The organism is Rathayibacter sp. AY1D2, assembly GCF_002932695.1.
In the GTDB taxonomy this organism is placed as follows: Bacteria; Actinomycetota; Actinomycetes; order Actinomycetales; family Microbacteriaceae; genus Rathayibacter.
In genome coordinates this window covers 36,172-62,106 of record NZ_PSVX01000007.1, presented here as the reverse complement: position 1 = coordinate 62,106, position 25,935 = coordinate 36,172, and the positions used below count along the sequence as shown (strand labels likewise).

Genomic DNA, 25,935 nt, shown 5'->3' with positions numbered 1-25,935 from the left:
AGGTGCGCGCTCCGCGGACTGAGTAGCTTCTCAGTCATGACGATCGCGACCCTCGCCCTCGCCCCCGCCTCCGTGGCGACCGCCTCCTCCTCCGACAGCATCGACGAGCTCTCCGGGCTCGTCGGCGTCGCCGCGCGGGTGATCGCCGCGCTCGGAGAGGCGGGCGTCGGCCTGCTGACGCTGATCGAGACGGTGTTCCCACCGATCCCGAGCGAGCTCGTGCTGCCGCTGGCCGGCTTCCTCGCCCAGCAGGGCCGGATGAACCTGGTGCTGGTCGTGATCACGGCGACCCTCGGCGCCTACCTCGGCGGCCTGATCCTCTACGCGCTCGGCCACCGCATCGGCACGGAGCGCTCGATCCGCCTGCTCTCCAAGCTCCCGCTGGTCGACCGCGAGGACTTCGAGAAGGCGGTCGGCTGGTTCCGCCGGCACGGCACCTGGGCGGTCCTCTTCGGTCGCCTCATCCCGGGCGTGCGCAGCCTCATCTCGCTCCCCGCGGGGGCCGAGCGGATGAACCTGCTGCTGTTCTCGGGACTGACGATCCTCGGCTCCGGCGTCTGGAACGGCCTGCTGATCGGCCTCGGCGCAGCCCTGGGTACGCAGTACGAGCTCGTCGACCAGTACGCGGGCGTGCTCGACGCGATCATCTACAGCGCGTTCGGCGTGCTGCTGCTCGCGCTCGTGGTGCGCCGCGTGCGGCGGCACCGTGCCGCGGCGCGCACCGGATCGCGCCACTGACCTGCGTCCACGGGCGGGCGGGCGCAAGGCCCCGCGCCACCCCGCCCCGGTGCCCTAACGTTCGAGGGGTCCGCACTCCCCGACGCGAAGGAACGCCATGTCCGAGACCGCCGCGCCCACGATGTCCCGCACCTCCGTCGAGCGCTGGTGGATCATCGCCGTCTCGCTGATCGCGATCGTGCTCGGCGTCATCGCCGTCCTGATCCCCGGTCCGACGCTGCTGACCGTCGCCATCGTCTTCGGCATCCACCTGATCGCCGCGGGCGTCTTCCGCCTGCTGCTGGCCTTCACCGCCTCGCGGCTCGATGCCCGGGTGCGCTGGCTCGCGGGCCTGCTCGGCGCCCTGATCCTGGTCGCAGGCATCCTGTGCCTGTCGAACCCGTTCGAGTCGCTGAGCGTCCTGGGCCTCGTGATCGGCGCGGGCTGGATCCTCGACGGCGTCTCGAGCATCACCAGCGGCCGCACCGTCGCCGGCCCCGCGTGGCTGCCGATCGCGGCAGGGATCGCCTCGGTCATCGCGGGCGTCCTGACGATCATCATGCCCGTGCTGGCGCTGGCCTCCTTCGTCACGGTCGCGGCCATCCTGCTGATCGTCGTGGGCGTCTCGGGCCTGCTCCTGCTCCCGGGCCGCACGAAGCGCCCCGAGGGCGCCGAGGCGTAGACCGCGCGGATGGCCGATCCCGATCTCGTCCCCGAGCTGCTCGTCGCCGACCTCGACCGGAGCCTGGGGTTCTGGTGCGGTCCCTGCGGGTTCCGGATCCACTACGCCCGGCCCGAGGAGGGCTTCGCGTACCTGGTCCTCGGCTCCGCGCACGTGATGCTCGAAGAGGCGGAGCGGGGCCGCAACTGGATCGCGGCACCGCTGGAGCGCCCGCTCGGCCGGGGGATGAACCTGCAGCTGCACGTCGACGACGCGGACCGGACGGCGGCGGCGCTCGCCGAGGCCGGGACGCCGCTGTTCTCGCCGCTCGAGACAGGCTGGTACCGGGTCGGAGCGGAGGAGGCGGGCGTCCGTCAGCTGGTGGTCGCCGATCCCGACGGGTACCTGCTGCGGTTCCAGTCGTCGCTCGGACGCCGACCGGCCCGAGCGGACGTCCCCTTCGCTCCCTGACCGGCCGACTGCGCCACCATCCGCTCGGCTCAGGACGTCATGCCAGCGAGTGACGACCGTGACACCGCGCGGCTGGTTCCCTCGGAGACATGACGCAGCACCCCGCCACCGCGACCCTCCCGCAGGTCCCCGCCGCCGCCCTCTCCGAGCCCGCGATCGAGCAGGCCGCCTCGGCGGAGCACGAGCCCCTCGTCCGTCCGGCAGACCTGGTGTCGGCGCTCACGGGCGTCGCGCTCTGCTTCTTCTCCCTCTTCGTCTACGCCATCGCGCACTGGCAGTACTTCGGCACGGACGTCGACGAAGTGAGCGTCCTCGGCTGGCTCGCGCCGCTGATCGCCGGCGTCGCCTGCCTGCTGTCGGCCGTCGTGTCCGTCGGGGTCCGCGCCTCCGGGCGCCGCGCCGAGCGGACCGCGGCATGATCCCCGTCCTCGCCGGGCCCGGCCTCGAGGCCGCGGAGCAGCTCCTCGTCCGCGCCGGATGCCTCCGCCCCGAGCACCCGTGGGCGGCCGGTGCCGCCACGGAGGCCGCGCCGCGGATCGACTTCGCCGTCCTCGCCGAGCAGGCGTGCCTCCTCGACCTCTCGGAGGAGGCGGTCGCGCGCATCGCCGTGTCGCTCGCCACCGGCCGCCCCGTCGATCTGCGGAGCGCCTTCGGGCATCTCACGCGCGACCACGCCCGGCTCGTCATGACCGCGGTCGCCGCGGCCGCCGGGCACGACCGCGTGAGCAGCCGGATCCGCGTGGTCGGCGACGAGCGCCGGGTCGAGACGGCGCCGCCCCTGGCCGTCTGGCCCTCCTGAGCCCCCCGCCCGCCCCGATCGGGCGGACGCGCTCGCCGATCCGACCCTGGGCTCCGCGTTCCTCCGATGCTCCGGCCCGGTGAGCCGCACGGAGGTGCCGTGCCGCCGACCCGCGTCGCTACGGCCTTTCGGAGGTGCCCGGTTTAGGGTGTCCGTGTGCAACGAGTCGACGATTTCCCAGGAGCCGGACCGGTGGCGACCTCACCCGAATCCGGTGACCAGGGGGAGGCGTCCGCGCATCGGCTCTCCCCGACGGCGACCTCTCCCGTGCAGGTGACGAGCGGCGAGGCCGGCTACCAGGGCGGCAACGTGGCCGATCCGGTGTGGCAGTCGTGGCGCGACGAGCTCGCCAAGGTCGGCGGTCCGTCGCCCCTGCTCCACTTCGTGGACTCGCCCCGGACGCGCATCGAGCTCTCGACCACGCACCCCGGCGGGCTGCCCCCGTTCATCTCGGGCAAGACGACGCTCCTCTCCTCGCTCATCCGCGACGAGCTCGCCCTGCGCACCGCGAAGAACGCCGCGGGTGCGATCACCGACAAGGGGATCGAGCTGCGCTCGGTCCGCGGCATCGAGGGCGTCCACCTCGCCATCGGCCTCGCCCAGTGGCGCGCCGGCGACACGGAGTTCACCGCACCCGTGCTCCTGCGCCCGCTCGCCATCCGCCGCTACGGTCGCGACTTCGAGCTCAAGCTCAAGGGCCAGCCCTACTTCAATCCGCAGCTCGCGCGCGCCCTCAAGCAGCAGTTCGGCATCACGATCGACCCCGAGCAGTTCGTCGAGCTGGCCGTGCAGAACGGCGTCTTCAAGCCGCAGCCGGTCATCGACCAGCTGCGCGGCCTGACCTCGCACCTGCCGTGGTTCGCCGTGCACCCGCGCCTCGTGGTCTCGAGCTTCGCCGACGTGGCGGGCGACATGCTCCGCGACGCCCGGATGCTCGAGCACCCGGTCCTCGACGCCGTCGCCGGGAACCCGGCCGCCAAGCGGGCGCTGCAGCAGTCGCAGAAGGTGGCGTCGATCATCCCGCAGGACGAGCGTCCTCCGGCGACCGACAACCTCCTCCTCGACGCGGACGCCGAGCAGGAGCAGGTGATCGCGAACATCGCGGCCGGCAACTCGCTCGTCGTGAAGACCCTTCCCGGCACGGGCGGCACCCAGACCATCGTCAACGCGATCGGCGCCCTGGCCGCCCAGCACAAGCGCGTGCTGGTCGTCAGCGCCCGCCGGTCGAGCCTCGACAGCATCCACCAGCGCCTGCTCTCGGCGGGCCTGGGCGGCATCGCGGTCGGGCCCCGCACGCTCCGCCGCGACCTCATCCAGTCGATCGGCCGCAACGAGAAGGCCGCGCGCCCCTCCGTCAGCGAGATCGACGACGCCCTGCTCCGGCTGCGGAAGGTGCTGCTCGACTACCGCGGCGCGCTCTCCCGGCGCGACGAGAGCTTCGGCGTCTCGGCGCTGCAGGCCCTCGAGGAGCTCGCCCGCCTCTCGCAGCTGCGGACGCCCCCGTCGACCGCCGCCCGCCTCGACCGCCGCTCCGTCACCGCTCTCGCGCACAGCCGCCCCGAGGCGACCCGGATGCTGATCGAGTCGGCGCGCCTGGGCGAGTTCCGCTACGGCCCGGGCGACTCGCCCTGGTACGGGGCCCAGTTCGACTCCACCGCCGACGCCGAGATCGCCCACGAGCTGGCCAAGCGCCTGCACCTGCGCGACCTGCCGCGCCTGCTCGACCGCGCCCAGGACGTCATCGGCCAGACGCGGATGCGCCCGTTCGAGTCGGTCGCCGAGCTCGGCATCTACCTGCGCCTGCTGCAGGACGTCCGCGAGACGCTGGACAAGTTCCAGCCGGCCGTCTTCGACCGCTCGATCCAGGACCTCATCGTCGCCACCTCGCCGCGCCGCGAGGCCGCCGAGATGTCGTCCACCAACCGCCGACGCCTGAAGAAGCTCGCCCGCGAGTACCTGCGTCCCGGCGCGCACGTCACCGACCTCAACGCGGCGCTCCGCCGGGTGCAGCAGCAGCGGACGCTGTGGCAGCGCTACGCGGTCGCCGGCACGATCCCCGAGGTCCCGGTCGGCGTCGCCGACGTGCAGGTGGCCTACCAGCAGGTGACCGACCAGCTGAGCCGTCTCGACGAGCCGCTCGGCCGCCGCGGGACGAACCTGCAGCTCGCCTCGCTCCCTCTCGCCGAGCTGGCCTCGATGGTGTCCGGCCTCGCCGAGGACAGCGAGGTGCTGGCCAACCTCCAGGAGCGGACGACCCTCCTCGCCACCCTGCGCGACTGGGGCCTGGACCCGCTGCTCACCGACCTCTCGCGCCGCCACGTGCCGGCCGAGCTGGTCGCGGGCGAGCTGGACCTGGCCTGGTGGCGCTCGGCGCTCGAGATCATGCTGACCGACGAGCGTGCGCTGCTCGGCGGCAACACGAGCGTGCTCGACCGGCTCGAGGCCGACTTCAAGCTCGTCGACGAGGCGCACGCCGCCTCGAGCGCCGAGCTGCTGGCCTGGAAGCTCTCCGAGACCTGGAAGATCGGGCTCGTCGACTGGCCGCAGGAGCGCGACGCGCTGCGCGCGCTGCTGCGCACCGAGGCGGCGACGACCCCTCAGGAGCTGCAGAAGGCCGCTCCGCACCTCTCGCGCGTGCTCGCTCCGGCCTGGCTCGCCTCGCCGTACGAGGTGCACCGCATCGGCACCGAGACGACCTTCGACGCGGTGTTCCTCGTCGATGCCGGGGCGACCACGCTGGCCGAGAACGTCGGAGCGATCCGCCGGGCCAAGCAGGTCGTCGCGTTCGGCGACCCGGTCACGCAGACCCCCACTCCCTTCGGCCTGCGCGTCGACGAGACGCCGGAGTTCGGCTCCACCGCCTCGCGGACCGACGTGGAGGCGCTGCACGCCCAGTCGGCGCTCGCCCGACTCGGCGAGCTGCTCAACACCGTCACGCTCACCCGCAGCTACCGCGCGGGCGGCGAGGACCTGGCCGAGCTGGTCAACCGCCGCTTCTACGGCGGCCGCATCGACTCCCTGCCCTGGGCCGGATCCTTTCTCGGACACGACTCGCTCCGCTTCCACTACATCGCGAGCGGGCACGGCATGCCCGAGAACGACTCGGGAGCCGTCGAGTCCGTCGACGCCGAGGTCGCGAAGGTGGTCGAGCTGGTGCTCGAGCACGCGGTGATCCGTCCGCGCGAGTCGCTGATGGTCATCACCGCGAGTCCTCGCCACGCCGTGCGGGTGCAGCAGGCGGTGCTGACGGCCTTCGCCAAGCGCACCGATCTGAGCGACTTCATCCTCGGCGATCGGCCCGAGCCCTTCGCCGTCGTGACTCTGGAGCAGTCGGTCGCGCAGAGCCGCGACCGCGTCATCTTCTCGATCGGCTACGGCCGGACGCCCCACGGCCGCCTGCTGTCGAACTTCGGCGCGCTCGCGGAGCCGGGCGGAGAGCGTCTGCTAGCGGTCGGGATGACCCGTGCCCGCCGCTCGATGGACATCGTCTCGTGCTTCCGCCCGGGCGACATCGACGAGTCGCGCATGCGCTACGGCATGGTCGCGCTCGCGCAGGTGCTGCAGGAGGCGGAGGACCGCGTCCAGCCGAGCGACCGCGACGACTACTCGGAGCCGATGCTGGTGGATCTCGCCGCGCGCCTCGAGCGCCGTGGACTCCGGGTCAACATCGGGCACAAGGGCAAGCTGGCCCTCGTCGCCGCGCACGGGACCCGTGCCGTGGTGGTCGAGACCGACCGCGACGTGAGCACGCAGAGCCTGCGCGTGTCGCTGCGCCTGCGTCCGGAGCTGCTGCGCCGGCTGGGCTGGCACTACCTGCGGGTGCACAACTTCGAGCTGTTCGCCGACCCCGAGGCCGTGGCCGCGCGGGTGGCCGGGCTGATCGGTGCGACCGCGGGGGAGGAGCAGACCCCTGCTCCCGCCGCCGGCGAGGCTGCTGCTCCCACCGCTGCTGCTCCCGCCGCTCCTGCTGCCGCCGCCGCTCCGGCGTCGGGGGAGACGCAGCCCGTCGAGCCGCTGCCGCGCGACTGATCGTGGCGCAGGATCCCGACGCCCCCGCGGGTGCCGACCGCCCGTTGCGGCGCACCCGCGGCGGTCGGCGGGCGACGCTCCCCGCGAAGCCGGGCACCGATCCGTCCCCGCACGACGCTCCGATCGCCGACCCCTCCGCGCCGCCCGCGCGCCCCGACACCGGCCCGAACGACGCGCGCCTGCGCCAGGACGTCCCCCCGCACTACTGATTCCACCCGCGCGGCTGGCGGTCCGCGAGTCGACGCCGGTCCCGTCGACGACCTCGGGCCTCACCCCGGCACGCCCCCGCTCGACGAGCGGACACGTCACGCGGACGTCTGGCGACCGATCACGTCGGGCCCGTCCACGGTGGCCGACCGCTTCCCGACCGATGCCCGCTGACGACCGCACCCGTCCGGTGCCCGTTGACCGACCGCTTCCCGCCCGGTGCCCGCCGGTATCGAGGAGCGCGTGGAGACAGGGCCGATCAGCCCCCGTCGGAGACGCCGAAGGTCCCGTTCGGCGACCTCCCGAAGGTGCAGGCGCCGTCCGAAACGCGTGCCGACGTTTCGGACGCACCGTTCGCACAACGCTCTGCGAAGCATTCCCCGATCGGGAAGCCGACCGCGGTCCTCTTCCGCCTCCGGCGGAAGGAGACAGAGCGACTCAGTCGACGTGCTTGCCGGAGTTCGCGGTGGTGGCGGTGCCGTTGTTGGCGAGCAGGTCGCGGATGTCGGAGAGGAGCTCGAGCTCGGTGGGGGCCTTGTCCTCCGCGGCGGGGGCGTCGGCGGCCTTCTTGGCGAACGCGGCGTTCTTGAGGTGGTTGATCGGCAGGACGAACGCGAAGTAGAGGACGAAGGCGACGATCACGAACTGGATGAGGGCCGAGATGACCGAGCCGTAGGCGATGACGGTCGGGTCCTCGCCGTTCTCTCCCGGTCGGATGGGCCAGACCAGGGCCTCGAGGGAGGAGGCGTCGAAGATCACGCCGATGAGCGGGTTGAAGATCCCCGTCACGATCGCGTTGACGATGGTCGTGAAGGCGGCGCCGATGACCACGGCGACAGCCAGGTCGATGACGTTGCCGCGGAGGATGAACTCTTTGAAGCCGTTGATCATGATGGTTCCGTTTCTGCCGTGAGCGGTGGGTGGCGGGTCAGCTCCCGGAGGAGGAACCCGAGGAGGAGGACCCGGAGGAGCCCGAGGACGACGAGGAGGAGGACGATCCGGAGCCCGAGGACCCCGAGCCGGACGAGGAGCCGCCCGAGCCCGATGAACCCGAGGATCCGGAGGAGGAGCCGCCCGATCCCGAGGAGCCCGACGACGAGTCGGATGAGCCGGAGCCGGATGCGCCCGAGCCGGACGAGCCGGCACCCGAGGAGGAGGAGCCGCCCTCGCTCGACTTCCCGCCGGAGCGGGAGTCGGTGCGGTAGAAGCCCGAGCCGTTGAAGGTCACGCCGACCGCGCTGAACACCTTGCGCAGCGCCCCCTGGCAGCTCGGGCACTCGGTGAGCGTGTCGTCGGTGAACTTCTGCTGGATGTCGAAGGCGTTGCCGCACTGCGTGCAGCGGTAGGAGTAGGTGGGCACAGGGGGCTCCTCGGAGGCGGGTGGGGGAGAAGGAGGACGGGGTCAGTGGCGCAGGTCGACGATGCCGGAGGGAGTGACGACTCCGTCGACGGCCTGGTCGTGGACCTCGCTGGGCACCCGGTCGACGAGCTCGCTGTCGAAGACGACGGCGTAGACCGGCGGGCACTTCTCCATCGAGCCGAGGGTCTTGTCGAAGTAGCCGCGCCCCCAGCCCATCCGCATCCCCTGCCGGTCGACGGTGGCGGCCGGGACGACGATGAGGTCGACGTCGTTGATCGCGATGGGGCCGAGCAGCTGCCCGACGGGCTCGGGCATGCCGAACAGGCCCTGGGTCTCGGTGTGGCCGTCGCCGACCGCCCAGTCGAGCAGGCCGTCCTGGCGCGAGACGGGGAAGAGGACGCGGATGCCGTGGCTCTCGGCCCAGCCCAGGAACGGCCGGGTGCTCGGCTCGTCCGGAGCGGAGAGGTAGCACGCGAGGGAGCGGGCCCCCACGCGGGTGGCGAGCTCGATCAGGTGGGCGGTGATCTGCTCCGCGGCCTGGTCGCGAGCGGTCGAGGTCTGCGTGCGGCGGCGCTCGCGCAGCTCGGCGCGCAGCGCCCGCTTCTCGTGCGTGATGTCGGCTGGCATGCGCTCAGTCTAGAACCGGGCCCCGCGCCGGCCTCCGCACGGACGACCCTGAGGGACGCTCGTCCCGGACCGCCCCGGAACGGGGTCCGGCGCCTTCTGTCGCCGGTCCTGGCGCGAAACTCCCGCGACTTCCCCCGCCGCTAGGATGGCGCCCCATGGGCACTCGAATCCGCAAAGCAGTCATCCCCGCCGCAGGTCTCGGCACCCGCTTCCTGCCGGCGACGAAGGCCATCCCCAAGGAGATGCTGCCGGTCGTCGACAAGCCGGCGATCCAGTACGTGGTCGAGGAGGCGGCGGACGCCGGCCTCCAGGACGTGCTCGTGATCATCGGGCGCAACAAGAACGCGCTCGCCAACCACTTCGACTCGGTGCCCGAGCTCGAGCAGAACCTGTCCCAGAAGAAGGACGACAAGAAGCTCGAGCACGTCAAGTACGCCAGCGACCTCGCCGACGTGCACTTCGTCCGTCAGGGCGAGCCGAAGGGCCTCGGCCACGCGGTCTCCCGCGCGCAGCGCCACGTCGGCGACGAGCCCTTCGCCGTGCTCCTCGGCGACGACCTGATCGACGCCCGCGACCCGCTGCTCTCGCGCATGATCGACGTCGCCGAGCAGCGCGACACCACGGTGGTCGCGCTGCTCGAGGTCGACCCCGACCAGATCCACCTCTACGGCTGCGCGGCGGTCGAGGCGACCGACGAGGACGACGTGGTGCGGATCACCGGCCTGGTCGAGAAGCCCTCCAAGGAGGACGCCCCCTCGAACCTCGCGATCATCGGCCGCTACGTGCTGAAGCCCGACGTGTTCGGCGTGCTCGAGCACACCGCTCCGGGCAAGGGCGGCGAGATCCAGCTGACCGACGCGCTGGAGCGCATGGCCCAGGATCCGGCCGAGTTCGGCGGCGTCTACGGCGTCGTGTTCCGCGGCCGCCGCTACGACACCGGCGACAAGCTCGACTACATCAAGGCCATCGTGCAGCTCGCCTCCGACCGCGACGACCTCGGCAAGGACCTCAAGCCCTGGCTGAAGGACTTCGTCGCCGGCCTCTGAGCCCCGGCGAGCGCGCCTCCGGAACGGACGGGACCCCCTGCTGAGGCGGGGGATCCCGTCCGTTCCTCCGTTCCACGGAAGCACGGAATGCCCCGGAGTCCAGTCCCCCTCCCGCAGTGCGGCGGAGCAGTAGGGTCGCATCATGCCGCTCCCGATCCCGACGCTCACCGAGGGTCGTGTCACCGTCCGCCCCATCCGCGTGCGCGACGCCCGCCCTCTCGAGCGGGAGCTGATCGCGAACCGGTCGTGGCTGCGCCAGTGGGAGGCGTCCGACCCCCGGGGAGGCGCCGCGTTCGACGTGCGCGCCAGCATCCGCTCGCTGCAGCAGAACGCGCGGGCCGGCGGCGGAGTGCCGTTCCTCATCGACTGGGACGGCGAGCTCGCCGGGCAGCTCAACATCTCGAACATCGGGTACGGCTCGCTCTCCTCCGGGTCGATCGGCTACTGGGTGTCCGAGCGCTACGCCGGGCGGGGGATCACTCCGATCGCCGTGGCCCTCGCGGCCGACCACGCCTTCCTCGACCTGGGCCTGCACCGGATCGAGATCTGCATCCGCCCGGAGAACCGGCCGAGTCTGCGCGTCGTCGAGAAGCTCGGCTTCCGCTACGAGGGCCTGCGGCGGCGCTTCATCCACATCAACGGCGACTGGCGCGACCACTTCTGCTTCGCCCTCGTGGCGGAGGAGGTGCCCCGCGGCGTGCTCCGCCGCTACCTCGACGGGCAGGTCCCGTCGGAGGTCGGCGTGCCGACCGACGCGGACCTCCGCGCCTCCCGCCGCTCGGGTCTCTCCGGACCCTCCGACGGCGCCGGTGTCCCTCCGACGGGGCCCCGGCTGATCCGCGATCCGCACGGACACACCTACCCGTAATGACGGACGGGAGTGCCCGGTGCTCCTAGCGTTGTCCGCATGAGTAGCGACTGGCTGGGCGGGGGCGTCGTCTGGGCGCTCGCCGCCGTTCTGTGGGTCGCCTACCTGATCCCCACGTGGATGCGCAGGCGGTCGTACAACGCGACCGAGCGCAACGCGGTGAGGCTGCAGCAGACGCTGCGGATCCTCGCCGAGACCGCGGAAGTGCCCGAGCACGTGCGTGCGGAGGCGACGGCCCGCGAGGTGGCGCTGCAGCAGCGCCGGCTCCGGGTGACCGAGACACGACGACGAGCCGAAGAGAAGGCACAGGCGATGGAGCTGGCACAGGCGGAGAAGGCGGCGCGCGACGCGCTGCGACGGGCGACCGCGAGCGCACGGCGGAGCACGCGGTCAGGGCCCTCGGTCCTGCGCTGGCGCCAGGGCGCCGCGCTGGCCGTGCTGGTCGGGGCGGTCGCCGCGCTGGTCGGGCTCATGATGCTGCCCTTCGGCGGCACGGGTGCGGTGCCGCTCGTCGGCCTGCTCCTCGCCGTCGCGGGGCTCGGCACGCTGATCCTGCTGGCGCCGGGTCGCCGCCGCGCGGCCGCTCCGGCCGCGGCAGCGACGACGGCCGCCGCGACCGAGCGCCGGCGCGCCGAGGTCTTCGAGGCCGAGCTCGCAGAGGAGGCGGCGGACGACGCCTCCGAGGAGCTCGCCGAGGACCGTGCGAGCTGGACGCCGCAGCCGCTCCCCAAGCCGCTGTACCTCTCCCGGGGCACGGTCGCCGCCTCCGCGATGGCGTCGATCGACGCCGTGGAGCGCCTGCGCACCGCCGCGGCGGAGGCGGAGCTCGCCCAGCGCGCCGCCGCGACCGCTCCCGAGGTGGCGCCGCTGCGCGTCCCGCGTGCCGCCGCTCCCGCTCCCGAGGCTCCGCGTCCCTCCTCCCGCTTCGCCGCGATGGGCGTCGTGGACGGCGTCGACGCGATCGACCTCGACCAGGCGCTGCAGCGCCGCCGCGGGGCCTGACCCGAGTGCGAGGCGCCTGCTCGTCCGTGCTAGTGTGGACGAGTTGTTCGGGCCGGTGACGGCTCGGAAGGCACGGGTCCGTGGCGCAGTTGGTAGCGCGCTTCGTTCGCAATGAAGAGGTCAGGGGTTCGAATCCCCTCGGATCCACCACCACGGAAGGCCCGCTCGAGAGAGTGGGCCTTCTCCGTTCTCCCGGCGGCCCGCTCTGCGAGAACGTGCTGGTCGCGCTCGCCGTCTGCCCTGCCGTTCCCGCCCTGCGGCCGAAGGCCGGTCCTCCGCGGTGAGCAGCCGTCGTGCTCGCGGCCGCCCGCCTCTCCCCTCCCGGATCGCTCCCGCCCGACCGCCGACAGACGTCCTCCGCGTCCCCCATCCGGGCCGCGCCGGACGGGAGCCGTTCTCCTCCGGTCCGTCGGGGGATCCGCGGCGACGTACGCTCGCCCCTCGTGCTCTCGCAGCACGCGAGGCACTCGAACGATGGACGACCAGGGGACGGGACGACATGGGGACCACAGCACACAGGGCACGGCGGAGAGCGGCAGGGGTCGGCGCGGGGGCGATCGCGCTCCTGGCGGGGCTCCTGGCGGCACCGCCGGCGCAGGCGTCCGGGACGCAGACGCTGCTCGCGCTCGGCGACTCGATCACGCGCGCGGCGACGACCTGCGGGGTGAACCGCGACTGCGTCGAGAACTCCTGGGCGACGGGATCGGCGCCCGCGGTCGACTCGATCGCGAGCCGGATGGCGGCGGCGGATCCGCGGACGGCGGTCCGCGCGGTGAACTACGCGAAGTCGGGTGCGGTCATCAGCGGAGTCGAGTCGCGGATCGACGCCGCGGTCGCGGCCGGGGAGAAGCCGGACGTGGTCACGCTGCTGATCGGCGGCAACGACCTCTGCTCGCTGAGCCTCTCGCCCGACTCCCGCGACGGCTACGCGATGACGCCCGCGGCCTCCTTCGCCGCGTCGGCGACCCGGATCCTGCGCTCGATCGGCGAGGAGTGGCCGGAGGCGACGGTGCTCGTCGGCTCGGTCCCGGACATCGAGTCGGAGTGGGACGCTGTGAAGTCGACGCCGGGCGCCGCGATCTGGGCTCGGGGCGGGGTCTGCCGGACCCAGCGCGGAGTCGACGCCACGACCGGAGCCTCTCTGATCGGCTCGGCCTACACCGCCTCGCTCGCGGCGGCGGAGGACCGGGAGGCCGCCTTCAACGAGGCACTGGAATCGGCCTGCGCGTCCGCCGCGAACGACTGCGTGTGGGACGGCGGCGCCCTCACGGCGGCTCCGATCTCGCTCGACCAGCTCTCGACGGACGTCGACTACTTCCACCCGAACGTCGCCGGCCAGGCGATGATCGCGGAGGAGCTGTGGACGGCCTGGGGCCTCGGCGACGAACCGACTCCGGCTCCGACTCCCACCTCGGCGCCGACCGCGGCTCCTGCTCCGGCACCCACGGGCTCGCCCGCGCCGTCGCGCGACACGACGGCTCCGAAGACCGTCATCACCGCGCCGACGAGCGGATCGACGGTGCGCGGCTCTGTCACCCTGGTCGCCACCGCCAAGGACGACGTCGGCACGACGAAGCTGAGCTTCTGGAGCGGAGCCACGCGGCTGGGCGACGCGACGAGGGCGTCGGACGGCACGTGGCGCCTGACCGTCTCGGCCTCCTCCTACCCGGCCGGGCGGTACGCGATCGTCGCGCACGCCTCCGACGCCGCGGGCAACCTCGGGCGGAGCTCTTCGATCACCCTCAAGCGCTGAGCGGCTGAGGGGGCCGTCCGTCACCGGCCCCCTCAGCCCCGCGCGACGAGCAGCACGTCGGGACGATCCCAGTTCTCGACGGTCTGCAGCACCCAGAAGACCCCGAAGAGGGCGAGCGCGACGGCCTCGCCGAGCAGGAGCCACTGCTCGCCGAGCAGCTCCGCTCCCCGCCCCGTGAGCAGCAGGAGCACCAGCGCCGCATCGACCGCGGCGATCAGCACCGCGAGAACGGCGTAGCAGCGGGAGTAGAAGCGCGGCGTCCCCGGCCCGCTCGCTCCCTCCTCGCGCACCGCGACGGCGTGCAGACCGGCGGTGACGGCGATGAGGAGGAAGAAGACGCCGGCGGCGGCGTAGTGGCCGAGCCGCAGGAACGACGGGAGCGTGCTCCAGGCCGCCAGCGCGATCAGGAGGGCGGCGGCGATCGCGGTGCGGACGAGCGCCCAGCGGTCGAGGACCCGGTCGAGGGCGAGCAGGATCACGGAGGCGACGAGGACGGCCGCGGCCGTGACCAGGTAGGCGGGCAGGGAGGCGGCGACCTCATCCGCGGCCGTCGCGGGAAGGCACGACGCCCCTCCCGCCGGGCACGCCGCTCCCTCGAGGCGCTGCAGCTCCTCCGAGGCGAGGGGCACCGGCACGATCGCGATGACCGGCGCCGTCATGCCCGCCAGCAGCAGGAGGAAGCGCCGCACGCTCCTCCCGGCGAGGACGACCAACGCGACGCCGACCGCGAAGAGCACCCCGGTGAAGAGGGAGCGGACCGGGGTGTAGTACGAGGCGCTGATCGAGCGCAGCGGGCCTCCGACGACGAGCTGGTGGACGAGGCCGGCCGTGAGGAGCACCACGGCCGCCACCAGGGAGAGGCGGACATAGCGGTAGGTGCGGAGGGAGGAGACGGCACCGCCCCCGCCCAGCGCGTCGCCGCGGGCCACCCGGCTACTCCGCGCGCAGGCCGGAGGAGGCGAGGGCGAAGTCGACATCGATGCGGATGGCGACGCGGAGGGAGTTCGGGCGCGGGGTGCGGTAGCGCTGGGAGTAGAGCTCGACGGCGTGCTGCACGGCGTCCGGCTCCTCCTCGATCGTCGCCGGACCGCCCAGGCTCAGCCACCGGATGCCGTCGACCTGCCCGACCGTCGCGGTGCCGCCCCGCCGGACGTTGAGCACCTTCTGGCTCTCGCGGGAGGTGATGACGCGGACGACACCGTCCTCGTAGGTGAAGCCCACGGCGACCACGTGCAGGCGGCCCTGGCGGCCGGGGGTGGAGAGGGTGGCCAGGTGGCGCTCGGTGACGAAGGCGAGGCCGTCGGCGCTCAGGATGCTCATCCCGCGAGCGTAGCCGGAGGCGCCGACGCGCTCCTGGGGGCGGACCGCCGGTCAGCCCTCGAGGATCAGCGCCTCGCCCTGGCCGCCTCCGCCGCAGAGCGCGGCGACGCCCAGACCGCCGCCCCGGCGCCGGAGGGCCAGCGCCAGGTGCAGGGCCAGCCGTGCTCCGGAGGCGCCCACAGGGTGGCCGAGCGCGATCGCCCCGCCGTCGGGGTTGACCGCCTCGGGCTCGACGCCGAGATCGTCCGCCGACTGGAGGACGACGGAGGCGAACGCCTCGTTGATCTCGATCAGGTCCAGGTCGGACACCGCTGCACCGCGGCGGCCGAGCGCCCGGAGGATCGCCGCCGACGGCTGTGAATGCAGGGAGTTGTCCGGTCCGGCGACCTGCCCGTGCTCGGCGACGGTCGCGAGCCAGGGCAGTCCGCGCTCGCGGGCCCAGCCGCGGGACACGACGACCAGCGCGGCGGCGCCGTCCGTGATCGGGGACGAGCTGCCCGCCGTGATCGTGCCCTCGGGCGAGAACGCGGGGGCCAGCCGGGCGAGCGTCTCGACCGTGCTGTCCTCCCGGATCCCGTCGTCGGCGGACACGACGAGGTCCGGTCCGCGCCGCTGCGGAACCGCGACCGGCACGATCTCCTCGGCGAGCACGCCCGTGGACCGTGCCGCGGCGGCCCGCTGGTGCGAGAGCGCGGCGAAGGCGTCCTGGCGCTCGCGGCGGATGCCCCGTGCGGCGTTGCCGTCGTCGGTCACCCTCCCCATCAGGCGGCGGTCGAACGGATCGAGCAGGCCGTCGTGGAGGAGTGCGTCCTCGAGCGGACGCGGACCGACACCCAGGCCCGAGCGGGATCCGAGCAGGAGGTGCGGCGCGTTGGTCATCGACTCCTGCCCTCCGGCGACGACCACCTGCGCCTCGCCGAGCCGGATCATCCGCGCCGCGTCGATCACCGCGGTGAGACCCGACAGGCAGAGCTTGTTGATCGTGACCGCCGGGACGTCCCAGCCCAGGCCCGCGAGGACCGCGGCCTGCCGGGCGGGGCCCTGACCGGCTCCGGCCTGGATCACCTGGCCGAGCACGACCGCGTCGACGTCGGCCGCGGAGGCGCCCGAGCGCTCGAGACCCCCTCGGATGGCAGCGGCGCCGAGCTCGACGCCCGAGAGCGGCGCGAAGGCTCCGGAGAAGCGGGCGAACGGGGTGCGGGCGCCCCCCAGGATCACGGGGGTGGTGTCGTCAGTGGACACGGGGACTCCTTCTCGACGGTGAGAGCGGGGGAAGCGGTGGGGAGACGGATGCCGGGAGCCGGCCCGGCTCAGGGAACGAGAAGGATCTTCCCGCGGACGTGGCCGTCCTCGCTGAGCCGGTGCGCCTCTGCGGCCTGCTCGAGCGGGAGGCGCGGACCTGTCGCGACCGCGAAGCGCCCCTCGCTCGCCAGCCGGGCGGCCAGCGGCACCCCCTCGCGGCGGAGGCGCTGCTCCTCCTCGGTCAGCGGCACGGGACTGCCGCCGCTCCAGGCCCGGATGCCCAGCTCGGCCGCCCGAGGACCGGCGACCACCGTTCCGACGTGCTGCGGATCCTCCACCAGCGCGAGCGAGGCGGCGAGCGCCTCGTCCGTCCCGGCCGCGTCGAGCACGCGGTCGACGCCCTCGGGCGCCGCGGCACGCAGCCGCTCGAGCAGTCCGGGCCCGTAGGCGACCGGCACCGCTCCGAGCGCGCGCAGCGCCTCGTGATTCGCCGGGCTCGCCGTGGCGATCACCCGGGCTCCGCGGTCGACGGCGAACTGGATCGCCGCCCGGCCGACCGCTCCGGCGCCCGCGTGGACCACGAACGTCGATCCCTCCGCGACGCCGAGCGAGACCACCGCCTGGTGGGCGGTGGAGACCGGGATGCCGAGCGCGGCCGCCTCCTCGAAGCCGAGTCCGTCGGGGAGCGGATCGAGGGAGTCGGGGGAGACCGCGACGGCGGTCGCGTAGGTGCCGGTGGCGCCGCTGACGATCACCCGGTCGCCGACGCTCCAACCGGTCACTCCCGGACCGACGGCGGAGACCACGCCGGAGCCGTCCGACCCGAGCCTCCGCGGACCGTCGAACGGCGGGCTCGGGCGCAGGCCGGAGCGCACCTTCCACTCGATCGGGTTCACACCGGCCGCGCGGACGGCGACCACCACGATTCCGGGCCCCGCCTCGGGCTCCGGCGCCTCGACGGTCTCGAGCACCTCGGGCCCGCCGATCCGCTCGTACTGCACGATCCTCGCCATGTCGTCCTCCTCCTCGCGGGCCACCGCCCGCTCCGGTCGCCTCAGTCCAGCAGACTCTCGCGCACCTGGCGGCGCAGCACCTTGCCGATCAGCGAGGTCGGCAGCTCGTCCACCGGGACGATCCGCCTGGGCACCTTGTAGGGCGTCAGGTGCAGCCGGCAGAAGTCGCGCAGCGCCTCCGGATCCACGGCCGTCCCGGCCCGCAGGACCACGGCCGCCGCGACGCTCTCGCCGCCGTCCTCGCGGGGGAGCCCGACGACGGCCGCGCGCGTCACGTCCGGGTGCGACTCCAGCACTCCCTCGACCTCGGAGGGGGAGACGTTGAAGCCGCCGGTGATGATGAGCTCCTTGGCCCGGTCGACGATCGTCACGAAGCCGTCGGCCGAGACGGTCGCGATGTCACCCGTGCGCAGCCAGCCGCCGGGGAGGAGGGCCTCGGCCGTCTCCTCCGACCGCTTCCAGTACCCCTGGAACACCTGCGGCCCCCGGAGCAGGAGCTCGCCGGACTCGCCCGGGCCGCGGTCGACCGACGGATCGGCGGGGTCGACGAGGCGGATCGTCGTGCTGGGGAACGGCACGCCGACCGTGCCGGGCCGGCGGGTCGGGCCGACCGGGTTGCCGAGGGCGACCGGCGAGCTCTCGGTCATTCCGTAGCCCTCGACCAGGAGTCCCCGGCTCGCGCGCTCCCAGCGGTCGACCGTCGCGACCGGCAGGCTCATCGCTCCCGAGATCGCGAAGCGGATGCCGCGCAGGTCGAGCTCGTGGCGCTCGGAGGCGCGGGCCAGCGCGTCGTACACGGGCGGCACCGCGGGGAGGAAGGTGGGCGGCGACGACTTCGCGGCCGCCTTCACGAGGCCGACGTCGAAGGTCGGGAACAGCACGACCTTCGCGCCGATGCTGATCGCGAAGGTCAGGCACAGCGTCAGCCCGTAGGCGTGGAACAGAGGGAGCACCGCGTAGAACGTCTCGTCGCCCTCGCGCAGGCCCGGCACCCAGGCGCGGCCCTGCAGGGCGTTCGCACGGAGGTTCGCGTGCGAGAGGATCGCGCCCTTGGGCGTCCCGGTGGTGCCGCTCGTGTACTGCAGCAGGGCCGTGTCGCCGAGGACCGGGCGGGGGTGCGAGCGCGCGATGCGGCGGTTCTTCAGCAGCGACGCGAAGGGCACCAGGGAGCGGCTGCGGGGGGTCGCGGTCAGCTTCTCGCGCGACCGGCGCACCGACGGCAGGGGGAGCCGGAGCGCCAGGCGCTTGCCGAGCGGGAAGGAGCGGGTGAGGTCGACGGAGACGACGCGCTCGATGCCCAGGTCGGCGGGCATGGTCGCGACGACGTCGGCGATCTTGTCCCAGACGACCGCGAACCGGGCGCCGTGGTCCTCGAACTGCCGCCGCAGCTCGCGCGGCGTGTAGAGCGGGTTGTGCTCGACCACGATCGCTCCGAGGCGGAGAGCGGCGTAGAACGCCACCACGTGCTCCGGGCAGTTCGGGAGCACCAGCGCGACGCGGTCGCCGGCGCGCACGCCCAGGCGCCGCAGGCCCTCCGCCGCGCGCGCGACCTGCTCGCCGAGCTCGGCGTAGCTGGTCTCGGCGCCGAAGAACTCGAGGGCGGTGCCGCGGCGGTACCGCGCGACCGAGTCCTCGAGCAGGTCGACGAGGGTCTGGGTGGGAGGGTCGATCTCGGCGGGCACGCCCTCCGCGTAGGAGGTCAGCCACGGCTTCGTCGCCAGGTTCGAGGATCCGGAGGTCACGGGCCGAGTATCGGGCACCCGCCTCCGCACTTCCTCCGAGGCGCGCGGAGGGGGTGCCGCACCGGGCGCGGGAGCGGCAGGCTGGCGGCATGAGCGCAGCCATCGACCTCCTCCGCGACGCCTTCGGCCGGGTGCACGAGAACGTGCACGCCGTCCTCGACGACAGCACCCCCGATCAGCTCGTGTTCCGCGCGGACGCCCGCTCGAACTCGCCCGCCTGGCTCGTCTGGCATCTCGTCCGGGTGCAGGACGACCACCTCGCCCCGCTCGCCGGCCACGAGCAGGTGTGGACGGCCGACGGCTTCCACGGCCGGTCCGGCCTGCCCTTCGGGCCCGACGAGACCGGCTACGGGCAGGAGCCGGCCGAGGTGGCGGCGCTCGCCGCGGTGCCGGCCGCGCTGCTCGCGGAGTACGCCGACGCCGTGCACCGGCAGACGCTCGCCCTCCTCGACACGCTCGGCGACGAGGACCTCGAGCGCGTCGTCGACGAGCAGTGGGATCCGCCGGTGACCCTCGGGGTGCGGCTGGTCTCGGTGATCGACGACGACACGCAGCACGTCGGCCAGGCCGCGTACGCGAAGGGTCTCGCCGAGCGCTCGGCGCGCTGAGCCCGGCCTCTACGCTGGCGTGATGCGCGCGCTCCGGACCCTGCCCGCGAGCGCGGTCCTCGCCCTTGCCACCGCGCTGACCCTCGTCGGCTCCTGGATCCCCTCCTACTGGAACGACGAGGCCGCGACCCTCCGCCTGGCGCGGCTCCCGGTGGGGGAGCTCCTCGCCTTCGTGCAGGAGAAGGACGCGGTGCACCTGGTCTACGGCCTGATGATGCACGGCTGGATCGCGATCGCCGGGGAGTCGGAGCTCGCGTTGCGGGCGCCGTCCGCTCTCGCCACGGGAGCGGCGGCGGCGGGCGTCGTCGTCCTGCTGCGATCGTTCGACCGGCCCCGGGCGGCACTCCTCGCCGCCGCGGTGCTCGTGCTGCTCCCGCGGTCCTCGTTCTCGGGGACCGAGGCGCGGTCCTCCGCTCTGGCCACCGCGCTCGTGGTGGGAGCGGCGGTCCTCGTCGTGCGGGCGGCCCGCTCCGGAGGAGCCCTGCGCTGGATCGCGTTCGCGGCCGTCGCGGGTCTGGCGGACGCGGTGTTCCTCTACTCCGTGCGGGTGCTGCCGGCTCTCGTCGCGCTCGCCGCGGCCGCGGCGCCCCGGGGTGCCGTGCGGGCTCTCCCGGCGAGCGCCCTCTCTGCACTGGGCGCCGTGCCGGTGCTGCTCCTCGCCGCCGGGCAGAGCGGCCAGGTCGGCTGGCTCCGCTCGCAGCCGGTGACCGCGTTCACCGTCCTGGTCGAGCCGTTCTTCGGATCCGCGTGGTGGCTGGCCGGGATCGCCGTCGCGCTCCTCGCGGTCGCCGCGGTGCGGGGCGGCCTGCGCGGGCCGCTCCTGCCGGCCCTCGTCCTCTGGATCGTGCTGCCGACGGCGGTGCTGGTGCTCGGGACCCTCCTCGTCGAGCCGATGTTCACTCCGCGCTACCTCGCGTCGAGCACGCCCGCTCTTGCGGTCCTCCTCGGCCTCGCGCTCGACTCGTTCAGGGCCCGGACGGGCGTCGCCCTCCTCGCCCTGATCGCGGTGGCCGCCCTGCCGGTCCTGGTGCAGATGCGCACGGTCACCGGGAAGCCGGCCGGGCAGGACCTCCGCGGTCTGGCGGCCGCCGTCGAGGAGCGGGCCCGTCCGGGCGACGCCGTCCTCCTCGGCTCCTCCGGGACGGTCTCGCTCCGGCCCCGCCTGGCGCTCGCCGCCTACCCGGAGGCGTTCGCGGGCGTGGACGACGTCGCCCTCGCCGCTCCGTACGGGACGACGGGCACGTACTCCGACGTGCTCCTGGAGGGCGAGGCCCTGCTCGCCGCGCTCGCCGGGGAGGACCGGGTCTGGCAGGCGCTGCCGGAGGGCGAGGCGGACACGGTGCTCGCTGAGGCGGGGTTCGTCACGCGCGAGCGGATCCGGGTGCCGACAACGGTGCTGACGCTGTGGGAGCGCCCGGAGGGCCGCTGATCCGGAGCGCTCGGGGCGTCGCAGCCCCGGAGTGGAGAGACGCCGGAGTGCCCGGAGCCCCGCCGACGGGGAGCCGCTACCCTTGTCCCCGGCGCCGTCGCAGAGCGGTGGCGTCCGCGGAGCGAGGACCGCGCCACCGAGAGGACCCGAACGTGACGTTGCCCGAGACCACCACCACCGCCATCGCGAAGCGGAAGGGGCGCGACGTCGCCCCCGAGATCGCGCGCTCCTGGCTGCTGGTGAACGCCACCCGCACCGAGACGTTCGACGCCGCGCACGCGTCCCGCGCCGACCAGATCGTCCTCGACATCGAGGACGCGGTCGACCCCAAGGCGAAGCCCGACGCGCGGACCGACGTCGCGGAGTGGCTGACCGGCGAGAAGCGCGCCTGGGTCCGCATCAACGACCACTCCACCCCGTTCTGGTCCGACGACGTCGACGCGCTGAAGGGCCTGCCCGGCCTCGCCGGCGTCATGCTCGCCAAGACCGAGGCCGCTGAGCACGTCACCGAGACCTTCGATCGCCTCGGCGGCTCCACCCCGGTGCTCGCCCTGGTCGAGTCCGCCCTCGGCATCGAGGAGGCGGTCTCGATCGCCCGCGCCCGCGGCACCTTCCGCCTCGCGTTCGGCAGCGGCGACTACCGCCGCGACACCGGCACCAGCGCCGACGACCTCGCGATGGCCTACCCGCGCTCGCGCCTGGTCGTCGCCTCGCGCATCGGCGACCTGCCCGGCCCGATCGACGGCCCGACCGTCTCGAACAGCCACCCCGTGCTGCGCGAGCAGTCCGCGCTCACGGTCTCGCTCGGCCTCACCGGGAAGCTCTGCCTCGACACCGAGCAGCTCGCCGTGATCAACGAGGTCATCAGCCCGACGCCGTCCGACGTCGCCTGGGCCCGCGACTTCCTCGACGACTTCGAGGCCCGCGGCCGCGTCATCCGCGACGGCAGCGACCTGCCCCGGCTGGGCCGCGCCAAGAAGATCGACAAGCTGGCCACGGCGTTCGGCGTCAACCCGCTGTGATCCGTCGCGGGGAGCGCGCCTCCGCGGCACACTGAGGGAGCCGCGGAGACCCTCCCGCGCAGGACGGAGACTCCGATGGGCGCGGTCAGCACCTTCCTCTGGTTCGACGACGGCGCGGGGGAGGCGGCGCGTTTCTACACGGAGCTGGTGCCGAACTCGCGGATCACCGGAAGCCAGGTGCTGCCGGAGGGCTCCCCGTCGCCCGGCGAGGTGCTGTCGGTGACGTTCGAGCTCGACGGGCAGCGGTTCCAGGCGATCAACGCCGGGCCGCGGTTCCCGTTCACCGAGGCCGTCTCGATCGTCGTGACCGTCGGCGGCCAGTCCGAGCTCGACCGGCTGTGGGACGCCCTGATCGCGGACGGCGGCGAGGAGAGCCGGTGCGGCTGGCTCCGCGACCGCTCGGGGCTGTCCTGGCAGATCGTGCCGGAGGTCCTCCCGCGTCTGCTCGGAGGCGCCGACCCCGAGGCGTCCGCGCGCGCTCTGCAGGCGATGCTCGCGATGAGCCGCCTCGACATCGCGGAGCTGGAGCGGGCCCATGCCGGCGCGTGACTCCGCCCGCCCGCGCCGCTCGACCTCGCTGCGGCGCGCGTATCTCCGCGACTACCGCTACGCCTACGGCTCGCGCTTCGTGCACCTCCGGGAGGGCTGGGACGTGTCGCGGTACGCGTCCGGCGACGGCGCTCCGGTGCTGCTCATCCCCGGGATCTACGAGACGTGGCAGTTCCTCCGGCCCATCGCCGAGAGGCTGCACGCGGCGGGCCATCCGATCCACGTGCTGCCCGCGCTCGGCTACAACACGCGGCCGATCGTCGCGTCGGCCGGACTCGGCCAGGACTACCTGCGCGAGCACGATCTGCGCGGAGTCGTCGTCGTCGCGCACAGCAAGGGCGGCCTGATCGGCAAGCACATGATGGTCGTCGACGACCGCGAGGACGGGCGGATCGAGCGCATGATCGCCGTCTCGACCCCGTTCAACGGCTCGTCGCTCGCACGGATCGCCCCGGCGCGGGCGCTCCGGGAGTTCGCGCCCCACCGCCCGCTGATCCGCACCCTGCTGGCCGAGCGCGAGGCCGACGCGCGCATCACGTCGATCTACGGGATGCGCGACCAGTACATCCCCGGAGGGAGCCGCCTCGCCGGGGCGCGCGAGAACATCGCGGTCTCGGTGGTCGGCCACTTCGCGCTGCTCTCGAGCCCGAAGGTGCTCGACCTCATCGCGGCCCGGGTCTGAGGCCGGACCGGATCCGCTGGGCTCGCCGCCCGTGTGAGGTGCCCGCCGTGCGGCGCGACCTCGACCGGAGGACGGCCGCCTCAGCGACGGGCCGAGCCGCCCGCCGCGCTCAGGACCAGGGAGTGAGCAGCACGAGCGGGATCTGCCGCTCGGTCTTCGTCTGGTACTCGGCGTAGTCCGGCCACGCGGCGACCGCGCGCTCCCACCAGGCCGCGCGCAGATCGCCCTCGAGCACGCTCGCGGCGTAGTCCTTCTTCACGGGCCCGTCCTGCAGCTCGACGTGCGGCTCCTTGAGCATGTTGCCGTACCAGACGGGGTGCTCGGGCGCGCCGCCCTTGGACGCGACAACCACGTACTCGCCCTCGTGCTCGACGCGCATCAGCGCGGTCTTGCGGAGCTTCCCGCTCTTCGCGCCGACGGTGGTCAGGACGATGATGGGGCGGCCGCGGAGGAGGTTCCCCTCGGCTCCGCCGGTCCGCTCGTAGAGCTCCGCCTGCTCGCGGGCCCACTCGGACGTGCTGGGTTCGTACTCTCCGGTCAGCGGCATGCCTCCGATCGTACGGCCGCGGCGGCCCCGGTGGCCGACCCGTGTGCAGGAGGATGGAGCGGTGTTCTCCGCAGACCCGTTCGACCGAGCCCGTATCGCCCTCCTGCGCGACGACCTGATCCGCGCCCGCTACGGCGTGGACGCCGTGCGGGGGCTCTGGGGCGACGAAGCGGCCGAGGCGCTGCACCGCGGCGACCGGGTCCCCGCCCGCCGCGCCCTCGAGCGCAGCGGCGACCACGACGCGCTGGCCACCCTCGCCCGCCTGTTCCTCCTGGCCGATCCCGTCTCGGCCGACGACGCGGACGAGGCGTTCGGCGCTCTCGCGCTGGAGGGGGCGGTGGAGCTCGGCCTGGTGCGCGTCGAGGCCGGAGCCGTCGTCACCGCGGCCCTCGACCTGCGCCCCTACGACGTGGTCGACCAGCGCGGCGCTGCCTCCTGGTGGATCGCCTCCGACCTCGGGGAGCTCGCCCTCGGCCGCGCGCTCGACGAGGACCACGTGCTCGGCGTCGGCGGCGCGAGCCTCACGCTGACCGGCCTGATGATCCAGCGACCCGTCGGCCGCGTGCTCGACCTGGGGACCGGCTGCGGGATCCAGGCGCTGCACGCCTCCCGCCACGCCGAGCAGGTGGTCGCCACCGACATCTCCGAGCGCGCGCTCGCGCTCGCCTCCTTCACCGCGGCGCTCAACGGGATCGAGAACATCGAGTTCCGCCTCGGCAGCCTCTACGAGCCGGTCGCGGGGGAGCGCTTCGACCACATCGTCACGAACCCGCCGTTCGTCATCACGCCGCGAGCCGAGGGCGTCCCCTCCTACGAGTACCGCGACGGCGGGCTGGAGGGCGACGAGATCGTGCGCCGCGTGATCCTCGGAGCAGCCGAGCACCTGGTGCCCGGCGGTATCGCGCAGCTCCTGGGGAACTGGGAGTACCGGGAGGGCGCGGACGCCTTCGACCGGATCGCGGACTGGCTCGCCGACGCCCGCAGTCCGCTGGAGCAGGCGCTCGAGGCGGGGCCCGAGGGGCTCGACGCCTGGATGGGCGGGACCGCCTCTCCGCTGGACGTCTGGGTCGTGGAGCGCGAGCGTCAGGATCCGGCGGTCTACGCCGAGACCTGGATCCGGGACGGCGGCACGACCCGCGGCCCCGCGTTCGACGCGCTGGTCGACGCCTGGCTGACCGACTTCGAGCGGCGCGGGGTGACCGGCGTCGGCTTCGGCTACGTCACGCTCCGCCTGCCCGAGCAGCCCCGCCCGCCGATCCGCCGCCTCGAGCGCATCACCACGCCGGTCGCGACCGCGGGCCTGGGCGGCCACCTCGCCGCCTGCCTCGACTCGGCCGAGGCCCTCGCGTCGCTCGACGATCGCGCTCTGGCGGGTCTCGCCCTGGTCGTCGCCGGAGACGTCACGGAGGAGCGGCACTACTGGCCGGGCAACGACGATCCGACGGTGCTGCGGCTGCGCCAGGGCGGCGGCTTCGCCCGGGTCGAGGAGGTCGACACGGCGCTCGCCGCCGTGGTCGGCGCCTGCGACGGCGAGCTCTCGGTGGCGGCGATCGCGGCGGCGGTCGCCTCGCTCCTCCAGGTCGAGGAGGAGGCGGTGTCCGACTCGGTGCTGCCGCGGGTGCGCGAGCTGGTGGCGACGGGGCTGCTGCGGCTGCCCCAGGGGGAACGCGGCTAGAAGAGGGTGGCGGAGTCCTCGACGGGGGGCGCAGCGGCCGCGGCGGGCGCGGCGGCGGCCGTCGGCCATCCGGGTCCGGCGTCGACGGGCTGCCGGCGCTGGTAGGCGGTCGCGGCGCTCCGGGCGCGGACGTCGGCGGCCTCGTTCATCCGGTGGTTGGCGTGCCCCTTCACCCACTCGAAGGTGACGGCCCGGCCCTGCAGCTCCTCGTCGAGCGCCTTGATGATCTCGACGTTCATCACCGGCTTGCCGTCGGCCTTGCGCCAGCCCTTCCGCTTCCAGCCCGGCAGCCACTCGGTGCAGGCCTTGATGGCGTACTGGCTGTCGCAGAGGATGTGCAGCGGCTCCTCCTCCTGCGCGGTCGCGCGCAGCAGCTCGAGCACCGCGGTGAGCTCGCCGATGTTGTTCGTGCCGTGCGACCAGCCGCCCGCGGCCCAGCGCTCGTCGTCGACGTACCAGGCCCAGCCGGCGGGGCCGGGGTTGCCCAGTGCGGACCCGTCTGCGGCGGCGATGATGCTCACGTGCGTCTCTCCTCGTGCTCTCGGTGCTCGCGCCGGTGCGGCGCC

At 73.8% G+C, this 25,935-nt stretch carries 27 protein-coding genes and 1 tRNA gene; 18 read left to right on the top strand and 10 right to left on the bottom strand.

Annotation, left to right across the window (positions count from 1 at the left end; genetic code table 11):
• Window positions 1-36 precede the first annotated feature (36 nt).
• The 7 genes from C5D04_RS03025 to C5D04_RS02995 all read left to right on the top strand — a co-directional run bounded on the left by C5D04_RS03025 (window position 37) and on the right by C5D04_RS02995 (window position 6,886).
• Window positions 37-738 (top strand): DedA family protein, encoded by a 702-nt coding sequence (locus C5D04_RS03025; protein ID WP_104225072.1) that lies wholly within the window; start codon window positions 37-39, stop codon window positions 736-738.
• 97 nt (window positions 739-835) lie between these two features.
• Window positions 836-1,399 (top strand): HdeD family acid-resistance protein, encoded by a 564-nt coding sequence (locus C5D04_RS03020; RefSeq protein WP_104232862.1) that lies wholly within the window; start codon window positions 836-838, stop codon window positions 1,397-1,399.
• Window positions 1,400-1,408: 9 nt separating this feature from the next.
• A complete protein-coding gene (locus C5D04_RS03015) occupies window positions 1,409-1,849 on the top strand; it encodes a VOC family protein (protein ID WP_104347215.1) in 441 nt (146 codons plus the stop codon).
• 89 nt (window positions 1,850-1,938) lie between these two features.
• Window positions 1,939-2,268 (top strand): hypothetical protein, encoded by a 330-nt coding sequence (locus tag C5D04_RS03010; RefSeq protein WP_104226447.1) that lies wholly within the window; start codon window positions 1,939-1,941, stop codon window positions 2,266-2,268.
• Entirely contained in the window at window positions 2,265-2,648 is a 384-nt protein-coding gene (locus tag C5D04_RS03005; RefSeq protein WP_104232859.1) for a hypothetical protein, read from the top strand. Before C5D04_RS03010 ends, C5D04_RS03005 begins: the two co-directional genes overlap by 4 nt.
• Before the next feature lie 192 nt (window positions 2,649-2,840).
• Complete coding sequence (locus tag C5D04_RS03000) at window positions 2,841-6,677, top strand: DEAD/DEAH box helicase (protein ID WP_374954312.1); 3,837 nt, start codon at window positions 2,841-2,843, stop codon at window positions 6,675-6,677.
• Window positions 6,678-6,679: 2 nt separating this feature from the next.
• Window positions 6,680-6,886: a hypothetical protein gene (locus C5D04_RS02995; protein ID WP_104347214.1), complete on the top strand. Its 207-nt coding sequence runs from the start codon at window positions 6,680-6,682 to the stop codon at window positions 6,884-6,886.
• Window positions 6,887-7,322: 436 nt separating this feature from the next.
• Here the strand turns inward: C5D04_RS02995 and mscL are convergent, their stop codons facing one another.
• The 3 genes from mscL to C5D04_RS02980 are packed head-to-tail and all read right to left on the bottom strand — an operon-like array spanning window position 7,323 to window position 8,871.
• A complete protein-coding gene (gene mscL / locus C5D04_RS02990; RefSeq protein ID WP_181065648.1) occupies window positions 7,323-7,775 on the bottom strand; it encodes a large conductance mechanosensitive channel protein MscL in 453 nt (150 codons plus the stop codon).
• Between the two features lie 37 nt (window positions 7,776-7,812).
• On the bottom strand, window positions 7,813-8,244 hold the full coding sequence (locus C5D04_RS02985; protein ID WP_104223220.1) for an FmdB family zinc ribbon protein: 432 nt from the start codon (window positions 8,242-8,244) through the stop codon (window positions 7,813-7,815).
• 42 nt (window positions 8,245-8,286) lie between these two features.
• Complete coding sequence (locus tag C5D04_RS02980; RefSeq protein ID WP_104223219.1) at window positions 8,287-8,871, bottom strand: 5-formyltetrahydrofolate cyclo-ligase; 585 nt, start codon at window positions 8,869-8,871, stop codon at window positions 8,287-8,289.
• 155 nt (window positions 8,872-9,026) lie between these two features.
• On the opposite strand from C5D04_RS02980, the gene galU reads away from it, so the two are divergent.
• The 5 genes from galU (at window position 9,027) to C5D04_RS02955 (ending at window position 13,540) form a co-directional block, all read left to right on the top strand.
• Window positions 9,027-9,917, top strand: coding sequence for a UTP--glucose-1-phosphate uridylyltransferase GalU (gene galU, locus C5D04_RS02975; RefSeq protein WP_104223218.1), 891 nt, complete (start codon window positions 9,027-9,029; stop codon window positions 9,915-9,917).
• A 142-nt stretch (window positions 9,918-10,059) separates the two neighbouring features.
• Window positions 10,060-10,785 carry a GNAT family N-acetyltransferase gene (locus tag C5D04_RS02970; protein ID WP_104223217.1) on the top strand — a complete coding sequence of 242 codons (726 nt, stop codon included), beginning with the start codon at window positions 10,060-10,062 and terminating at the stop codon, window positions 10,783-10,785.
• Between the two features lie 39 nt (window positions 10,786-10,824).
• Window positions 10,825-11,787 (top strand): hypothetical protein, encoded by a 963-nt coding sequence (locus tag C5D04_RS02965; RefSeq protein ID WP_104347213.1) that lies wholly within the window; start codon window positions 10,825-10,827, stop codon window positions 11,785-11,787.
• 74 nt (window positions 11,788-11,861) lie between these two features.
• A tRNA-Ala gene (locus C5D04_RS02960) sits at window positions 11,862-11,937 on the top strand.
• 349 nt (window positions 11,938-12,286) lie between these two features.
• Complete coding sequence (locus tag C5D04_RS02955) at window positions 12,287-13,540, top strand: GDSL-type esterase/lipase family protein (RefSeq protein ID WP_104347212.1); 1,254 nt, start codon at window positions 12,287-12,289, stop codon at window positions 13,538-13,540.
• Window positions 13,541-13,572: 32 nt separating this feature from the next.
• On the opposite strand, the gene C5D04_RS02950 is transcribed toward C5D04_RS02955, so the two are convergent.
• The 5 genes from C5D04_RS02950 to C5D04_RS02930 all read right to left on the bottom strand — a co-directional run bounded on the left by C5D04_RS02950 (window position 13,573) and on the right by C5D04_RS02930 (window position 18,857).
• On the bottom strand, window positions 13,573-14,469 hold the full coding sequence (locus C5D04_RS02950; RefSeq protein WP_104347211.1) for a hypothetical protein: 897 nt from the start codon (window positions 14,467-14,469) through the stop codon (window positions 13,573-13,575).
• 4 nt (window positions 14,470-14,473) lie between these two features.
• Window positions 14,474-14,860, bottom strand: a complete 387-nt coding sequence (locus tag C5D04_RS02945; RefSeq protein ID WP_104226440.1) for a pyridoxamine 5'-phosphate oxidase family protein — start codon at window positions 14,858-14,860, stop codon at window positions 14,474-14,476.
• Window positions 14,861-14,911: 51 nt separating this feature from the next.
• On the bottom strand, window positions 14,912-16,102 hold the full coding sequence (locus tag C5D04_RS02940; RefSeq protein WP_104325780.1) for an acetyl-CoA C-acyltransferase: 1,191 nt from the start codon (window positions 16,100-16,102) through the stop codon (window positions 14,912-14,914).
• Window positions 16,103-16,170: 68 nt separating this feature from the next.
• A complete protein-coding gene (locus C5D04_RS02935) occupies window positions 16,171-17,115 on the bottom strand; it encodes an NADP-dependent oxidoreductase (protein ID WP_104325798.1) in 945 nt (314 codons plus the stop codon).
• 41 nt (window positions 17,116-17,156) lie between these two features.
• Entirely contained in the window at window positions 17,157-18,857 is a 1,701-nt protein-coding gene (locus tag C5D04_RS02930) for a long-chain-fatty-acid--CoA ligase (protein ID WP_104325781.1), read from the bottom strand.
• An 89-nt stretch (window positions 18,858-18,946) separates the two neighbouring features.
• On the opposite strand from C5D04_RS02930, the gene C5D04_RS02925 reads away from it, so the two are divergent.
• From C5D04_RS02925 to C5D04_RS02905, 5 genes are all read left to right on the top strand, one after another.
• Window positions 18,947-19,465, top strand: a complete 519-nt coding sequence (locus C5D04_RS02925; protein ID WP_104347210.1) for a DinB family protein — start codon at window positions 18,947-18,949, stop codon at window positions 19,463-19,465.
• A gap of 22 nt (window positions 19,466-19,487) precedes the next feature.
• On the top strand, window positions 19,488-20,894 hold the full coding sequence (locus C5D04_RS02920) for a glycosyltransferase family 39 protein (protein WP_104347209.1): 1,407 nt from the start codon (window positions 19,488-19,490) through the stop codon (window positions 20,892-20,894).
• Between the two features lie 158 nt (window positions 20,895-21,052).
• Window positions 21,053-21,916, top strand: coding sequence for a CoA ester lyase (locus C5D04_RS02915; protein WP_208543400.1), 864 nt, complete (start codon window positions 21,053-21,055; stop codon window positions 21,914-21,916).
• A gap of 75 nt (window positions 21,917-21,991) precedes the next feature.
• Window positions 21,992-22,465, top strand: coding sequence for a VOC family protein (locus tag C5D04_RS02910; RefSeq protein ID WP_104347208.1), 474 nt, complete (start codon window positions 21,992-21,994; stop codon window positions 22,463-22,465).
• Window positions 22,452-23,147, top strand: coding sequence for a triacylglycerol lipase (locus C5D04_RS02905; RefSeq protein ID WP_104223206.1), 696 nt, complete (start codon window positions 22,452-22,454; stop codon window positions 23,145-23,147). The genes C5D04_RS02910 and C5D04_RS02905 overlap by 14 nt, the downstream gene beginning before the upstream one ends.
• Before the next feature lie 109 nt (window positions 23,148-23,256).
• Here C5D04_RS02905 and C5D04_RS02900 read toward each other — a convergent pair whose 3' ends face one another.
• Window positions 23,257-23,694, bottom strand: a complete 438-nt coding sequence (locus tag C5D04_RS02900) for a nitroreductase family deazaflavin-dependent oxidoreductase (protein WP_104347207.1) — start codon at window positions 23,692-23,694, stop codon at window positions 23,257-23,259.
• 61 nt (window positions 23,695-23,755) lie between these two features.
• On the opposite strand from C5D04_RS02900, the gene C5D04_RS02895 reads away from it, so the two are divergent.
• Window positions 23,756-25,369, top strand: coding sequence for a methyltransferase (locus C5D04_RS02895; RefSeq protein ID WP_258059989.1), 1,614 nt, complete (start codon window positions 23,756-23,758; stop codon window positions 25,367-25,369).
• Here the strand turns inward: C5D04_RS02895 and C5D04_RS02890 are convergent.
• A complete protein-coding gene (locus tag C5D04_RS02890; RefSeq protein WP_104223203.1) occupies window positions 25,366-25,890 on the bottom strand; it encodes a ribonuclease H in 525 nt (174 codons plus the stop codon). The genes C5D04_RS02895 and C5D04_RS02890 overlap by 4 nt on opposite strands.
• Window positions 25,891-25,935: the final 45 nt, after the last annotated feature.

Bases quoted from the DNA above. Each gene is read 5' to 3' on its own strand.
- C5D04_RS03025 (WP_104225072.1), top strand. From the start codon at position 37: ATGACGATCGCGACCCTCGCCCTCGCCCCCGCCTCCGTGGCGACCGCC.
- C5D04_RS03020 (WP_104232862.1), top strand. From the start codon at position 836: ATGTCCGAGACCGCCGCGCCCACGATGTCCCGCACCTCCGTCGAGCGC.
- C5D04_RS03015 (WP_104347215.1), top strand. From the start codon at position 1,409: ATGGCCGATCCCGATCTCGTCCCCGAGCTGCTCGTCGCCGACCTCGAC.
- C5D04_RS03010 (WP_104226447.1), top strand. From the start codon at position 1,939: ATGACGCAGCACCCCGCCACCGCGACCCTCCCGCAGGTCCCCGCCGCC.
- C5D04_RS03005 (WP_104232859.1), top strand. From the start codon at position 2,265: ATGATCCCCGTCCTCGCCGGGCCCGGCCTCGAGGCCGCGGAGCAGCTC.
- mscL (WP_181065648.1), bottom strand. From the start codon at position 7,775: ATGATCAACGGCTTCAAAGAGTTCATCCTCCGCGGCAACGTCATCGAC.
- C5D04_RS02980 (WP_104223219.1), bottom strand. From the start codon at position 8,871: ATGCCAGCCGACATCACGCACGAGAAGCGGGCGCTGCGCGCCGAGCTG.
- galU (WP_104223218.1), top strand. From the start codon at position 9,027: ATGGGCACTCGAATCCGCAAAGCAGTCATCCCCGCCGCAGGTCTCGGC.
- C5D04_RS02970 (WP_104223217.1), top strand. From the start codon at position 10,060: ATGCCGCTCCCGATCCCGACGCTCACCGAGGGTCGTGTCACCGTCCGC.
- C5D04_RS02965 (WP_104347213.1), top strand. From the start codon at position 10,825: ATGAGTAGCGACTGGCTGGGCGGGGGCGTCGTCTGGGCGCTCGCCGCC.
- C5D04_RS02955 (WP_104347212.1), top strand. From the start codon at position 12,287: ATGGGGACCACAGCACACAGGGCACGGCGGAGAGCGGCAGGGGTCGGC.
- C5D04_RS02945 (WP_104226440.1), bottom strand. From the start codon at position 14,860: ATGAGCATCCTGAGCGCCGACGGCCTCGCCTTCGTCACCGAGCGCCAC.
- C5D04_RS02935 (WP_104325798.1), bottom strand. From the start codon at position 17,115: ATGGCGAGGATCGTGCAGTACGAGCGGATCGGCGGGCCCGAGGTGCTC.
- C5D04_RS02925 (WP_104347210.1), top strand. From the start codon at position 18,947: ATGAGCGCAGCCATCGACCTCCTCCGCGACGCCTTCGGCCGGGTGCAC.
- C5D04_RS02920 (WP_104347209.1), top strand. From the start codon at position 19,488: ATGCGCGCGCTCCGGACCCTGCCCGCGAGCGCGGTCCTCGCCCTTGCC.
- C5D04_RS02910 (WP_104347208.1), top strand. From the start codon at position 21,992: ATGGGCGCGGTCAGCACCTTCCTCTGGTTCGACGACGGCGCGGGGGAG.
- C5D04_RS02905 (WP_104223206.1), top strand. From the start codon at position 22,452: ATGCCGGCGCGTGACTCCGCCCGCCCGCGCCGCTCGACCTCGCTGCGG.
- C5D04_RS02900 (WP_104347207.1), bottom strand. From the start codon at position 23,694: ATGCCGCTGACCGGAGAGTACGAACCCAGCACGTCCGAGTGGGCCCGC.